This is a genomic window from Allobosea sp. NPDC003192, from assembly GCF_050275675.1.
In the GTDB taxonomy this organism is placed as follows: domain Bacteria; phylum Pseudomonadota; class Alphaproteobacteria; order Rhizobiales; family Beijerinckiaceae; genus Allobosea.
The window spans coordinates 168,480-181,799 of sequence record NZ_JBNNPK010000005.1 but is presented as its reverse complement, the minus strand read 5'-3'; the positions used below and the strand labels follow the sequence as shown (position 1 = coordinate 181,799).

Annotated in this window: 11 protein-coding genes; 5 read left to right on the top strand and 6 right to left on the bottom strand. The window is 69.0% G+C overall.

What is annotated here, in order from left to right:
• Window positions 1-13: 13 nt before the first annotated feature.
• Both ACQKLX_RS09340 and ACQKLX_RS09335 read left to right on the top strand, forming a co-directional pair.
• Window positions 14-2,839, top strand: coding sequence for a DUF4159 domain-containing protein (locus tag ACQKLX_RS09340; protein ID WP_427361413.1), 2,826 nt, complete (start codon window positions 14-16; stop codon window positions 2,837-2,839).
• Between the two features lie 18 nt (window positions 2,840-2,857).
• Window positions 2,858-4,945 carry a hypothetical protein gene (locus ACQKLX_RS09335; protein ID WP_427361303.1) on the top strand — a complete coding sequence of 696 codons (2,088 nt, stop codon included), beginning with the start codon at window positions 2,858-2,860 and terminating at the stop codon, window positions 4,943-4,945.
• Between the two features lie 119 nt (window positions 4,946-5,064).
• Here ACQKLX_RS09335 and ACQKLX_RS09330 read toward each other — a convergent pair whose 3' ends face one another.
• The 5 genes from ACQKLX_RS09330 to ACQKLX_RS09310 all read right to left on the bottom strand — a co-directional run bounded on the left by ACQKLX_RS09330 (window position 5,065) and on the right by ACQKLX_RS09310 (window position 9,050).
• Complete coding sequence (locus ACQKLX_RS09330; protein ID WP_427361302.1) at window positions 5,065-5,565, bottom strand: GNAT family N-acetyltransferase; 501 nt, start codon at window positions 5,563-5,565, stop codon at window positions 5,065-5,067.
• A 46-nt stretch (window positions 5,566-5,611) separates the two neighbouring features.
• Entirely contained in the window at window positions 5,612-6,451 is an 840-nt protein-coding gene (locus ACQKLX_RS09325; protein WP_427361301.1) for an SAM-dependent methyltransferase, read from the bottom strand.
• A complete protein-coding gene (locus ACQKLX_RS09320; protein WP_427361300.1) occupies window positions 6,448-7,497 on the bottom strand; it encodes a glycosyltransferase in 1,050 nt (349 codons plus the stop codon). Before ACQKLX_RS09320 ends, ACQKLX_RS09325 begins: the two co-directional genes overlap by 4 nt.
• A complete protein-coding gene (locus ACQKLX_RS09315) occupies window positions 7,494-7,895 on the bottom strand; it encodes a 6-pyruvoyl trahydropterin synthase family protein (protein WP_427361299.1) in 402 nt (133 codons plus the stop codon). Before ACQKLX_RS09315 ends, ACQKLX_RS09320 begins: the two co-directional genes overlap by 4 nt.
• 174 nt (window positions 7,896-8,069) lie before the next feature.
• Window positions 8,070-9,050 (bottom strand): zinc-dependent alcohol dehydrogenase, encoded by a 981-nt coding sequence (locus tag ACQKLX_RS09310; RefSeq protein WP_427361298.1) that lies wholly within the window; start codon window positions 9,048-9,050, stop codon window positions 8,070-8,072.
• 75 nt (window positions 9,051-9,125) lie between these two features.
• Between ACQKLX_RS09310 and mdoH the strand changes: the two genes are divergently transcribed.
• Window positions 9,126-10,934 carry a glucans biosynthesis glucosyltransferase MdoH gene (mdoH, locus tag ACQKLX_RS09305; RefSeq protein ID WP_427361297.1) on the top strand — a complete coding sequence of 603 codons (1,809 nt, stop codon included), beginning with the start codon at window positions 9,126-9,128 and terminating at the stop codon, window positions 10,932-10,934.
• Complete coding sequence (locus ACQKLX_RS09300; RefSeq protein ID WP_427361296.1) at window positions 10,931-11,689, top strand: FkbM family methyltransferase; 759 nt, start codon at window positions 10,931-10,933, stop codon at window positions 11,687-11,689. The genes mdoH and ACQKLX_RS09300 overlap by 4 nt, the downstream gene beginning before the upstream one ends.
• Window positions 11,690-11,692: 3 nt before the next feature.
• On the opposite strand, the gene ACQKLX_RS09295 is transcribed toward ACQKLX_RS09300, so the two are convergent.
• Entirely contained in the window at window positions 11,693-12,082 is a 390-nt protein-coding gene (locus ACQKLX_RS09295; RefSeq protein WP_427361295.1) for a hypothetical protein, read from the bottom strand.
• A gap of 195 nt (window positions 12,083-12,277) precedes the next feature.
• Here ACQKLX_RS09295 and ACQKLX_RS09290 point away from each other — a divergent pair, with 195 nt between their 5' ends.
• Window positions 12,278-13,261 carry a hypothetical protein gene (locus tag ACQKLX_RS09290; RefSeq protein WP_427361294.1) on the top strand — a complete coding sequence of 328 codons (984 nt, stop codon included), beginning with the start codon at window positions 12,278-12,280 and terminating at the stop codon, window positions 13,259-13,261.
• The last annotated feature ends 59 nt before the right edge of the window (window positions 13,262-13,320 follow it).

Genomic DNA, 13,320 nt, shown 5'->3' with positions numbered 1-13,320 from the left:
GGAGAGGACGATGCTGTCATCCCTACCGATCGCCTTCTCCGCGCCGCTGGCCCTGATCGCGCTGGCCGTCCTGCCCGTGCTCTGGCTGATCCTGCGGGTGACGCCGCCGCGCCCCAAGCGCATCGATTTCCCGCCCCTGAAGATCGTGCGCGACCTGATCCCGCAGCGCGAGACGCCGGCGCATACGCCTTGGTGGCTGCTGGCGCTGCGCATGGCGGTGGCGGCATTGGCGATCCTCGCCGTCGCCGGACCGGTCTGGAATCCGGTGCGTGATGCCGCGGCCCTGCGCGGCCCGCTGCTGCTCCTGGTCGATAATGGTTTTGGCGCCGCCACCGACTGGCTGGAGCGCCAGGCCATCGCCGAGAGCCGGATCATGGCTGCAGGGCGCGAAGGCCGTCCCGTTGCAGTCGTCGGCCTAGCCGAAGCGCCAGCCGAGATCGCACTGGCCGAACCGCAAGGCGCGCTCGAACGCTTGCGCGCACTCGGCCTGCAGCCGCATGCACCCGATCGCGGCACCCATCTCCAGCGGCTCGAAGCCTTCTGGCGCGCCCAGCCCCAGGCCGAGACGGTCTGGGTCGCCGACGGACTCGGCGTCGGTGCCGGCGATACCGATTTCCTCGCCCGACTGAAGCAGGAGGCCGATGCCAATCGGCTCTCGATCCATGCCGGCCCGGCCGACCAGCGCGCCCTCGCCTCGCCCGAGAACCTCGCCGGCGCGCTCACCGTCAAGGTGCTGCGCCCGACGACGAATGCGGCCGCGAGCGGCCAAGTCCGCGCCCTCGACCTCAAGGGCCTGCCGCTCGGCGACGCCCCCTTCGTCTTCGGCGGCAACGAGCTCGAAACCACCGCGCGCCTGACCCTGCCGATCGAGGTTCGTAACGCCGTCTCCCGGCTGGAGATCGCCGGCGAGCGCAGCGCCGGCGCCGTCGCCTTGCTCGACGATCGCGCCAAGCGCCGCCGCGTCGGCATCGTCTCCGGCGCCACCGCCGACACCGCCCAGCCGCTGCTGTCGCCGACCTATTACGTCTCTCGCGCCCTCTCGCCCTTCGCCGAAATCCGCGAGCCGCGCGCCGGCTCGACCGACCCGGTCGGCGAATTGCTGGCGCAAAATCTCTCAGTGCTGATCCTCGCCGATATCGGCGCGCTCGACGGCGACACCGCCGCCAAGGTCTCGGCCTTCGTCGAACGCGGCGGCGTGCTGCTGCGTTTTGCCGGCGCCCGGCTCGCCGCCTCATCCGACGAGCTCACCCCGGTGCGCCTGCGCCGTGGCGGCCGCACGCTCGGCGGCGGCCTCTCCTGGGAGACACCGCGCAAGCTCGCCCCCTTCACCCGCGAGAGCCCGTTCTTCGGCTCGTCCCTGGCCGAGGACGTCCGCGTCACCCGCCAGATCCTGGCAGAGCCGGAGCCCGACCTCGCCCGCAAGACCTGGGCGGCGCTGGAGGACGGCACGCCGGTCGTTACCGGCGAACGCCGCGGCGACGGCGTGCTCGCCATGGTCCATGTCACCGCCGACACGACCTGGTCGAACCTGCCGCTGTCGGGCCTCTTCGTCGAAATGCTGCGCAAGGTCGTCGCCATGTCCGGCACCAGCGCGACCGAGGGCCAGAACGGCGAGGTCCGGGTCGAGACCCTGTCGCCGACCCGCGTGCTCGATGGCCAGGGCGCCTTCCGCTCGCCTCCGGCGACCGCGCAGCCAGTGGCCCGCAACTTCACCGGCCGCGCCACGCTCGCCCATCCGCCGGGCATCTACGGACCGACTGACGGCGCCATGGCGGTCAACACGCTGGCGCCGGCCGATACGCTGGCGGCTATCGACCTCGCCGCGCTCGGCGCCCCGATGCTGCCGATCGATCAGCCGGTCGCCCGCGATATCCGCCCGCAGCTTCTTGTGCTGGCGCTGCTCCTGCTCGTCGCCGACACGCTGGCGACGCTCTGGCTCGGAGGCCGGATGAACCTCGCCCGCTTCCGCCGGGCCGCGCCCGCCGCGCTGCTTCTCGCTGTCGCCTTCGCGACCGCGCCTGCTCAGGAGGCCGCACAGGCGCAGCAGCCTGCGCCCCCGGCCCCACCGGCTGAGCAGCAACGCCCGCCGGTGCCGCGCGATCTCGTCACCGCCGCGAGCGCGACGCGGCTCGCCTATGTCGTCACCGGCGACAGATCCGTCGACGACATGTCGAAGGCTGGCATGGCCGGCCTCAACATCGTGCTCGGCGCCCGCACCGCTCTGGAGCCGGGCGAAGCGGCCGGCGTCGACGTCGCTCGCGACGAGCTCGCCCTCTACCCGATCCTCTACTGGCCGGTGGTCGCGGGGCGGCCAATCCCCTCGGCCGAGACGCTGCGCAAGGTCGAGGCCTATATGAAGGGCGGCGGGCTGGTGATCTTCGACACCCGTGACGCCATGAGCACCCGACCGGGCGGCGGCACCACGCCGGAAGGCGACCAGCTCCGCCGCATGCTCCAGACGCTCGACATCCCAGAGCTCGAGCCGATCCCGCGCGACCACGTCCTGACCAAGACCTTCTACATCCTCGACGGCTTCGTCGGCCGCTATGACAGCGGCACCACCTGGGTCGAGGTTCTCCCGCCGGCCAGCGAGGATGGCCGCCGACCCGCGCGTGCCGGCGACAATGTCTCGCCGATCGTGATCACCTCGAACGACCTCGCCGCCGCCTGGGCGGTCGGGCGGCGCGGCGAGGCGCTCGTGCCGATGTCCGGCTCCGATCCGCGCCAGCGCGAAATGGCGCTGCGCGCCGGTGTCAATCTCGTGATGTACGCGCTGACCGGCAACTACAAGGCCGACCAGGTCCATGTCCCGGCCCTGCTCGAACGCCTCGGTCAGTAGCGAAGGAAATCCTGCCCGATGTGGAGCCTGACCTTCGCCCCGCTCGTCCCGCTGCCGCTGCTGATCGGCCTCGCCGTTCTGGCTGCGATTGCCGCTGGCATGGCGCTGGTGCTGGCCGGCCGTAGCGCGATCCTGCGGGCGCTGGCGCTCGCCGTGCTGGCCGTCGCCCTCGCCGACCCCTCGCTCGTCTTCGAGGATCGCGAGCCGGTCAAGGACGTCGTCGCCGTCGTCGTCGACAAATCCGCCTCGAACCGCCTCGCCGACCGCTCGCAGCAGACGCAAGCCGCCCAGGCCGAGGTCGAGCGGCAGCTGCGCGGCATCTCCGGCGTCGAGGCCCGCACGATCGAAGTCACCGATCAGCAGGGCGCCGGCGACGGCACCCGCCTGTTCGAGGCGCTCGCCACCGGCCTCGCCGACGTTCCCTCCGAGCGTGTCGCCGGCGCGATCCTGCTGACCGACGGCCTTGCTCATGACGCACCCGCCAATGCCGAGGCGCTCGGCCTGCGCGCACCGCTGCATATGCTGACCACCGGCCGCGAGCGCGAGATCGACCGGCGCATCGTGCTGGTCGATTCGCCGCGCTTCGGCATCGTCGGCAAGGAGCAGAATGTCCGCCTGCGCGTCGTCGAGAAGGGCGGGCCGGGCCGGGCCGCGATCACGGTGCGCCGCGATGGCGAGATCATCGCGCGGCGCGAGGCGATCGCCGGCGAGACCGTCCAGGTCCCGGTCCGCATCGATCGCGGCGGACCGAACGTCATCGAGATCGAGGCCGCCCCGCTCGACAACGAGCTGACGCTCGCCAACAACCGCGCCGTCATCACCATCGACGGGGTGAGAGACAAGCTGCGCGTCCTGCTCGTCTCCGGCGAGCCGCATCCGGGCGAGCGCACCTGGCGCAACCTGCTCAAGGCCGACGCCAATGTCGATCTCGTCCATTTCACCATCCTGCGCCCGCCGGAGAAGCAGGATGGCACACCGATCAACGAGCTCTCGCTGATCGCCTTCCCGACGCGCGAGCTGTTCCAGGTCAAGATCAAGGATTTCGACCTGATCATCTTCGACCGCTACGCCAACCAGTCGATCCTGCCGCTGGTCTATTTCGACAATATCGTCCGCTATGTCCGCGACGGCGGCGCCCTGCTGATTGCAGCCGGGCCGGAATATTCCGGCGCCCAGTCGCTGGCGCGCACTCCGCTCGGCCAGATTCTGCCAGCGCAGCCCGATGGCAGCGTCTTCGACGAAGCCTATCGCGCGAGAGTCAGCGAACCCGGGAAGCGCCACCCCGTCACCCGCGATCTGCCCGGTTCCGAGGTCGAGCCGCCGCGCTGGGGCGAATGGCTGCGCCTGGTCGGCGCCCGCGCCCGCTCGGGCTCGACCGTGATGACCGGCCCGGGCGAGCGCCCGCTATTGCTGCTGGCGAGGGAGCAGAAGGGCCGCGTCGCGCTCTTCCTCTCCGACCATGCCTGGCTCTGGGCCCGCGGCTTCCGCGACGGCGGCCCGCATCTCGATCTGCTGCGCCGGCTCGGCCACTGGCTGATGAAGGAGCCGGATCTGGAAGAGGAAGCGCTGCGCGCCAGCGCCCGCGGCCGCAATATCGAGATCGAGCGCCAGACGCTCGGCGACAACCCGGCTCCCGCAATCATCACCGCACCCGACGGCTCGACCCGCACCGTGCCCTTCGAGGCCGGCCGCCCCGGCCTCTTCGTCGCGCGCACCGCCACGAGCGAGTTCGGCCTGCACAAGATCACCACCGAGAACCTGACGGCCTTCGCCAGCGTCGGCCCGGAGAACCCGCGCGAGCTGATGGAGGTGGTCAGCGATCCCGGCAAGCTTCAAGCGCTGGCCGAGGCGACCGGCGGCTCCTCGCGCCGGATCGGCCAGGAAACCGGCTCCGGCGTCACCATCCCGCGCATCGTGCCGGTGCGCTCCGGGCGTCAGTTCGCCGGCGCCGACTGGATCGGCCTGCGCATCAGCGATTCCGGCATCGTCCGCGGCGTCTCGATCTCGCCGCTCTTCGTCGGGCTGATCGGCCTCGCCATCCTGTTCGGAGCGCTGGTCGCCGGCTGGATCGGCGAGAGCGGGCGCAGGTTCAAGCGGGAGGCGTAGTTGCCCCGTCATGCTCGGGCTTGCCCCGAGCATCTCAGGCCGGAAGAAGCTCCAATAGAGCCTTCTTGTCATAAGATTCTCGGGTCTGCGCTACGCTCCGCCCGAGAATGACGCCTTGATCAACGCAGCGCCGCCACCACGCCGTTGCGCTGCGCCAGCACCCCGTCCTTCAGCTCCAGCGCCAGGAAGCGCCCCGGATCGGCCGGGCCGGGCAGGATCAGATGCCCCGGCTTCACCGGCTTGAAGCCGAAGCGGGCGTAATAGGGCGCGTCGCCGACCAGCAGGATCAACTCGTGGCCGTGCTCACGCGCCGCCTCGATCGAAGCGCTCATCAGCGCCGCGCCGATGCCGCGCCCCTCGAAGGCGGGATCGACGGTCAGCGGCCCGAGCATCAGCCCCGGCCCTCCGCCGGCGAGGATCGGCGTCAGCCGGACCGAGCCGACCAGGAAGGTGCCGACATGGCTGGCGAAGGACAACCCCGGATCATGCGGCGCGCCCTCGCGCAGGCGCGAGGCGGTACGGGCATAGCGGCCGGGCCCGAAGGCGCGCTCGTGCAAGCGCTCGATCGCCGCGGCGTCGCCCGGCAGTTCCTGGCGGATGGTGAGGGGAAGCGAGGTCATGGTCGGGATCGCGGCATGGCCGAATTCGGCTGAAATGGCAATGCCTTTACACTGGTCGCGCCCACAGATCCTGATGGCCGATGCGCACCGATACCGCTCCGCGCTTGGTCTCCAGCCAGCTCGCGACCGCGTCCGGCGAGACATGGCCGGTCTCGGTCACGGCTGCGGCGATGCCCGCCGCCAGTTCCCGAACCAGATCGGACTGTGCCGCACCGAGCTGCCACGGGCTTTCGCCGACCGTGACCGCGCAGCCGGCCTTGCGGAAGGCCTGTGCCAGCGCTTCGGTGGCATCGGGGCCGGCAGCAGGACCAAAACCTTTGTCGCCGTGCTGGTGATGATGGAAAGCCGTGAGCATGCGCTGGTCTTCCGGGTGCGTCGGCTGCCAGCTCTCGCGCCCGTCATAGGTCAGCACGGTGTAGAGCGGCAGTCGCATGCTGACGAGCGAGGCGACGAAGCGCTCGAGCCAGCGCGCCGAAGCGAGATCGAACAGCGCCGCGGCGGTGACGAGGTCCGGCTGCCAGCCGAGCACCCATTCGAGTTCCCTGGTCAGGTCTACCTGCCGGAAGTCGACCGTCAGCGTCTTGTCGTCCTTGCGCAGGACGAGTTCTTCGCCCTGCTCCTGCGCCTCATCGGCCCACTCCGCGAGCTTGCGCCGCGCCACCGAGAGCAGGCGGCTATCGGCATCGACCAGCGTCCAGTGCTGGCGAACGGGCAGCACGCTGTAGCTGCCACGCAGGTTCGAACCGGCACCGCAACCGAGATCCACGATCGAGAGCGATTGCCGCCCGGCAAAGGTCGAGCCCACGGCCGCCAGCACCTGCGGATTGCGGGCGGCATGGTCGGCCGGTTCGCGCAGAGCCAGCCAATCGGGAGAAAATCCGCTCATGGGGACACCCTCGCACATACCTCCGCGACGATCGTCGCAGCCTCGCGCCAGCGCGGCAATGCTCCGGCCGCCTGCCAGGCGGCGTCGGCCCGGCGCCGGCGTTCATGCGCATCATCCAACAAGCATGCCAACCCGGCGCGGAGCGCCGCGGCATCGCCTGGCGGAACCTTCAGGGCAGCTTCGTCCGGCGCGGTCTCGGCCGCGGCTCCGCCCGTGGTGCACAGGATCGGCAGGCCGCGCGCCAGCGCCTCGGTCAACACCATGCCGTAGCCCTCGAACAGCGAAGGCATGACGAAGAGATCGGCCTTGGCATAGGCGGCGTCGAGCTCGTCTTGATCAAGCACGCCGGCAAGCCTGATCCGATCGGACAGTCCGGTGGCAGCGATCTGCGCCTTCAAAGCAGCCGTGGTCGCAGGTGCGCGCTCATCGGCACCGACGATGGTCAGGCGCCATGGCTTGTCGGCCAGTCTCTCAAGCGCCGCGATCAGAACATCGTAGCCCTTGCGCGGCACGAGCGAGCCGACGGCGAGCAGCTCGATTGCCTCGCTATCAGAACCGCCCGCCCGCTCTGCCGGATCGACGCCCGGCTCGGCCACGGTGATCCGATCGGCCGGCACGGCGAAATCCGCGACGAGCAAGCGCTTCGTCGTCTTGCTGGAGGCCACGACGGCGGTCGCATGGCGCAAGGCCGCAGCCTCTCGCCTGGCGAACTCTGCCGCCTGCTCCGGAGACAGCCCCGTCTCGAGCGCAAGCGGATGATGCACCAGCGCGACCACACGCCCGGCCAGCCCGGCCGCGATGCTCTCGGGGAAGGCGCCATAGGCGAGGCCGTCGATCAGCAGCACGCCGTCATAGGGTTGCGACAGGATCGCCCGGCCAGTCTCCGCTAGATCGGTCTCGCTAGGGTTCGGGAAGCCGCCCGGCAGCTGCAGATGCCGCGCCGCGACCCCCATCTCGCGCCACTCGGCCAGGAGCCGCCGGCCATAGCCATAGCCGCCGGTCGGCAGCGAGAGATCGCCGGGAATGGCGAAGACGATCTCGCTCACGCGAGCGTGCCCTCGTAGCTCGCCCTGGCCAGGTCGGTCTCATGCAGGGTGACGCGGATCCTGGCGAGATCGGCGGCATCCGCCCCGAGCTTGCCGGTGCGGGCCGCCAAGGCCATCGCATCGAAGATGTACTTGCAGAGGAATTCGGTGGTGGTCAGCACGCCCTCGAACTGCGGCAGCGTATCGAGGTTCTTGTAGTTCAGCGGCTTCAGCGTCTCGTTCAGCACGGTGAGCGCCGCGCCGATGTCGACCACGACGTTCTGGCGGGTGAGGTTTTCGCGGAAGAAGGCGACGTCGACGACGAAGGTCGCGCCGTGCATAGCCTGCGCCGGCCCGAAGAACGGATCGGGCAGCGAATGGCCGATCATGATGCGATCGCGGACTTCGACGGAAAACATGGGGCGGTCTCCTTCAGCGCAGACTGCTTAAGCCCCTCCTGCGCTTCTGCCTACCCTCCTCCTCGTCGTCCCGGGCGACCAAAGGGAGACCCGGGACCCATGCCGGAACGGTTCAGGCATGGATTCCGGATCAGCGCCGCTACGCGGCTTGTCCGGGATGACCGGAGATAAGGATCAATAGCGCAGGATGGCAGTCAGCCCTGCGCCCGCAAACAGTGCAGGCAGGCGCGCTGGCGCATCCTTGAAGGCGATCTCGTCGGTGATCAGCGCATCGAGCTTCTCATCGGCCAGCAAGGCCAGTGCCGCCTGCAGCCGGCGGGTGTAGTCGAACCGCGCCCGCCGTGCGGGCGAGACCTGCCCGACCTGCGAGGAGACGAGTTGCAGGCGCCGGGCATGGAAGGCGCCGCCGAGCGGGGCCGCGACGCTGCCCTCGCCATACCAGCTGAGCTCGACGATACGCGCTTCGAAACCGGCCGCGCCGATCGCGGTCGCGAGGCCGGCGGCGCTGGCGCTGGCATGGAAAACGAGATCGGCGTCCACGGGGCAATCGGCCGGCAACGCGAAGCGGCAGCCCAGTGTCTGCGCGAGCTGGGCTCTCCTCTCGTCGACATCGACCAGCGTCACCTCCGCCCCCGGCAGCTGCGCCGCGATGAAGGCCACGAGCAGACCGAGCACGCCCCCGCCGACCACAACGATGCGGTCAGCAGGGCCGGAGCCGGCATCCCAATGTGCGTTGAGCGCCGTTTCCATATTGGCGGCCAGGACAGCGCGCCTTGCCGGAAGCCTCTCCGGTAACAGAGCCACGCGGTCTGCCGGCACGACGAAGCGATCCTGATGCGGATGCAAGGAAAACACCGTCCGACCGAGCAGTTCCGCCGGCCCCGCATCCACCATACCGACGGCGCAGTAGCCGTATTTCACCGGAAAGGGGAACGCGCCCTGCTGGAAGGGGGCCCGCATGCGCTCGTATTCGCTCGTCGGTACACGTCCCTCGAAGACCAGTCGCTCGGTGCCGCGGCTGATGCCGCTCCAGAGCGTGCGCACAAGGCATTCGCCCCGCCCCGGCTGCGGCAATTCTTCCGTGTTCAGGACGCATTCACGCGCCGCAGCATACCAGAGCGCGGTCGCCTGCGTCTCTGCGCTTGCTTCATTCACAATTGCCGGCTTTACCACGCATCGCCCTCCGCGCCGTTCCCCGCCAGCCTTGTCGAGCCCATGACGGAAACCGCCATGAACCAGCGTCCCGCTCCGACCACGTTCCAGGCGGCGGCGCAAGAGGACGGCAGGCTGACGCCGGCCGGACTGCAGTCGGTTTCAACCCTTAGAGCACGGCGCTGGCTCGTCGCTGGCTTGAACCTCGTCACGCTCGCGTTCCTGCTCACCGGCCTGTCGCATGTGCTTTCGGCCGGCGGCTGGAGCCTTGCCGACATCGCGATCTTCATCGCCTTCCTGTTCGGCGCGCCTTGGACCGTGCTCGGCTTCTGGAACGCCGCAATCGGCCTCTGGCTGCTGCACGGCACCGATGACGGGCTCGATCAGGTCGCGCCCTTCGCCGTCGCCGGCGAGGCTGAAACGCCGCTCGCCATCCGCACCGCCGTGCTGATGACATTGCGCAACGAGGATCCCGCGCGCGCCTTCCGCCGGCTCGAAATCGTCAAGCAGAGCCTCGACGCCAGCGGCGAAGGTGCCTGGTTCGACTATTTTGTCCTCTCCGACACCAACGACCCCGACGTCGCCGCAGTCGAGGCAGAACTCGCAGCCGCCCTCGCCGCCCATATCGGCGAGCAGGGCCGCCTGACCTATCGCCGCCGCAGCGACAATGCCGGCTACAAGGCCGGCAATGTCCGCGATTTCTGCGAGCGCTGGGGCGATCGCTACGAGCTGATGCTGCCGCTCGATGCCGACAGCGTCATGTCCGGCGACGCCATCGTGAAGCTCGCCCGGATGATGCAGGCCTATCCGAAGCTCGGCATCTTGCAGAGCCTGGTCGTCGGCATGCCTAGCAAATCCGCCTTTGCCCGCATCTTCCAGTTCGGCATGCGCCACGGCATGCGGCCCTACACCATGGGCTCGGCCTGGTGGATCGGCGAATGCGGCCCGTTCTGGGGCCACAACGCTTTTGTCCGGATCGCACCCTTCCGCGATCACTGCCACCTCCCGACCGTGCCGGGCGGGCCACCGCTCGGTGGCCCCATCATGAGCCATGATCAGGTCGAGGCGACCTTGATGCGCCGCGCCGGCTATGAGGTCCGCGTGCTCCCGGTCGAGGCCGGCAGCTGGGAAGAGAACCCGCCGACCATGCTCGAATTCGCCCGGCGCGACCTGCGCTGGTGCCTCGGCAATCTGCAGTACCTCAAGATCATGGATATCCCCGGCCTGAAGGCGATGAGCCGCTTCCAGCTCGCCTGGGCGATCCTGATGTTCATCGGCCTGCCGGCCTGGACGCTGATGATCGCGCTCCTGCCGCTGAAGGTGCTGGAGGATCGCGCCGTCGCCGATTACCCCGCCGGCTTCGCCGCCTTCCTCTATGTGCTGTTCTTCGCGATGTATCTGTCGCCGAAGCTCGCCGGCTTCGCCGACATCCTGCTGACCAGGGATGGGACCAAGCGCTATGGCGGCACGGCGCGCTTCGTCGCCTCCTCGCTGATCGAGATCGTCTTCGCCTTCCTGCAGGGCGCGGTCTCGACCTTCCGGACGACGCTGTTCATGATCGGCCTCGCCTTCGGCAAGGCGAAGATCGGCTGGAACGGCCAGGCGCGCGATGCCCACGCCCTCTCCTTCGCCACCGCCTTCTCCGGCCTCTGGCCGCATCTCATCTTCGGGCTCTACATCTTCGGAACGCTCGTGGTGCTGTCGCCGACCGTACTGATCTGGTCGCTGCCACTGACCGCCGGCTATCTGCTTGCCATCCCCTTCGCCATGCTGACCGCGGCGCCGGCGCTGGGCGCTCTCTTCGTCCGCACCGGCCTTTGCGGCATCCCCGAGGATTTCGACCCGCCGGCCGAGATCGTCGCGATCCAGGGCGGCACCGCGCGATGAAGCCGGTCGCCTATCCTAGAGGCACGGCGAAAAGCCTGTCGCGCTCGCTGCGCGTCTATCATGGCGACCATGTCCGCAAGGTCGCGATGGATTCGCTCTATGCCCGCTTCCTCAGGGCCGGCGACCTCGCCTTCGACATCGGTGCCCATGTCGGCGACCGCATCTCCTCCTTCCGTCGGCTGGGCGCCCGCGTCGTCGCGCTCGAACCGCAGCCCGGCCCCGCCCGGGCGCTGCGCCTCATCCATGGCCGCGATCCCAAGGTGACGATGGTCGAGGCCGCCTGCGGTGACAGCGAGGGGACTGCGACTCTCAGGATCAACAGCGCCAATCCGACGGTCTCGACCCTCTCGGGCGAATTCGTCGATGCGGCGCACGGCCAGGACGGCTGGCGCGAACAGGTCTGGGATCGCGAGCTCACCGTGCCCTGCACCACGCTCGATGTGCTGATCGGAGAGCACGGCCTGCCGGCCTTCATCAAGATCGATGTCGAAGGCTTCGAGGCACATGTCCTCGCCGGCCTCAATCAGACGCCACCCGCCCTTTCTTTCGAGTTCACCACGATCCAGCGCGATGTCGCGGAAGCCTGCCTCGACCGGCTCGCGGCGCTTGGCCCCTATCGCTTCAACGTCGCGCTCGGCGAGAGCCAGCAGCTCGTCTTCGCCGAAGCGGTCGATGCGGAGGCGATGCGCGGCTACCTCCGCGATCTGCCGCACGAGGCCAACTCGGGCGACGTCTATGCGCTCCTCTCGCGCTGAGACCTACGCGCCGCTCTGCCCGAGCCAGGCGAGCCCAGCCGCAACAAGCAGACCGAACCAGCCGGGATGCCGGCCTCTGGTCGCGTAGAGCACGAGCAACGAACCGGCGAGCATCGCGATCGCGATGATCCGCACATAAGGGGCATGGGCCGGCAGGTCGGGCGCCATGGCGATCACGATCAGTAACGCCGCCAGCCCCCAGCCCAGCACCGAGCACAGGTGCCAGTTCGCCCAGAGGATACGCAGATGCCGCTCGCGCAGCGGTGGCGGTGCGAGCAGCGGCACGATCGTCCCCGCCCGCAGCTGCCGGAAGATCAGGATTTCGCCGATCACGGAATGGGCAAGGCCGATCAGGATCATCAGCACGCCTGCGGCGACTAGGTAGTTCTGCATCGAAGGCGGTCCGGCTCGTGAAGGATCGCAAAGCGCGCTTCACGCAACGGCAATCTGGCCTCGCCTGCATCGATTGCGGAAGCTGCCACGGTGTCGCGCTTTCTTCGCAAGCGCATCGGCTCTATGACCCGGCTCAGCCTGCGTTCATCTTGCGCTGCCCAGGCTGACCACGAACGCAACCGGCCAAGGATGACCATGTTCGCTCTCGTTCGCCCGCTCGCCATCTCCATGACGCTTCTGCTGACCGCCTTCGCAGCCCACGCCGCCGGTGACGTCGCCGTCGAGGTCAAGAACGAGTCCGAGCAGGTCGCCTGCGCCGAGAAGGACAACGTCACCATCAAGGCGATCTCGCCGGAGGTCCGGCGCTTCCGCATCGAGGCGGCGCACCCGGCCTATATCGCCGGCCTGCTGCGCGACAACTGGGACGCCGACTGGACCGATTGCGACATGAGCGGCGATCCCGTCCACAAGGCGCCGGTACCGCCGCAGCGCATCACCTTCTACGAAAGCATCGAGTACTGGCTGGTCGGCTACACCTTCGAGAGCTTCTGGCGTCCGGCCGAGACGACCTTCCGGGTCGGCGACCGCGTCGAGAAGGGCCTGCATCTCGTCCAGCTCTGGAAGCTCGGCAAGACCGGCTCCTATGAGGTGCTGGTCGTCTATCCGCAGGACGGCTACTGGCGCGTCCGGCCGCTGCCGCCGCAGCAGCTCTCGGCCGCGGCCTACGGCTCCTCCTTCCTGTTCGGCCCGGTCGAGCAGGATGGGGCGCGCCCCGTCGTGAACATCAGGGAGATCGCCTTCGATCCCAAGACGCTCTCCTTCAAGCTCGCCTTCAAGGATGGCTCTTCCGGCACGCTGAAGCTCGACAGCGTCGACGAGAACCGCATGGTGCTCGACGCGGTGCTCGACAGGCCGGTGACCGGCGGCAAGGCCTTCGCGGCGCTGCGCTCGATGTATGTCACCGAGTTCAACAACGACGTCGCCCGCATCGCCATCCGCGAGCCCGGCGCCAAGGGTTGGCGCGAGGAGCCTCTGATGCCCTTCACCGGCGGCAAGGCGACCGATGTCTGGATGGGCCGCACCACCCATTCGCGCCACAACACCTCCTCGCCGGACATGGTCTTCCGCGCGTTCTCGAAGGACCCGAACCCGCCAGCCAAGCCGGACGCGAAGAAGTAGCCTTCCCTCAAACTATCGACTGGTCGTCCCGGACAAGCCGCGTCAGCGGCGCCGATCCG

Coding starts and splice junctions, on each gene's coding strand:
- ACQKLX_RS09330 (WP_427361302.1), bottom strand. CDS start 5,565: ATGACCTCGCTTCCCCTCACCATCCGCCAGGAACTGCCGGGCGACGCC.
- ACQKLX_RS09325 (WP_427361301.1), bottom strand. CDS start 6,451: ATGAGCGGATTTTCTCCCGATTGGCTGGCTCTGCGCGAACCGGCCGAC.
- ACQKLX_RS09300 (WP_427361296.1), top strand. CDS start 10,931: ATGAAGCCGGTCGCCTATCCTAGAGGCACGGCGAAAAGCCTGTCGCGC.
- ACQKLX_RS09295 (WP_427361295.1), bottom strand. CDS start 12,082: ATGCAGAACTACCTAGTCGCCGCAGGCGTGCTGATGATCCTGATCGGC.
- ACQKLX_RS09315 (WP_427361299.1), bottom strand. CDS start 7,895: ATGTTTTCCGTCGAAGTCCGCGATCGCATCATGATCGGCCATTCGCTG.
- mdoH (WP_427361297.1), top strand. CDS start 9,126: ATGAACCAGCGTCCCGCTCCGACCACGTTCCAGGCGGCGGCGCAAGAG.
- ACQKLX_RS09290 (WP_427361294.1), top strand. CDS start 12,278: ATGTTCGCTCTCGTTCGCCCGCTCGCCATCTCCATGACGCTTCTGCTG.
- ACQKLX_RS09335 (WP_427361303.1), top strand. CDS start 2,858: ATGTGGAGCCTGACCTTCGCCCCGCTCGTCCCGCTGCCGCTGCTGATC.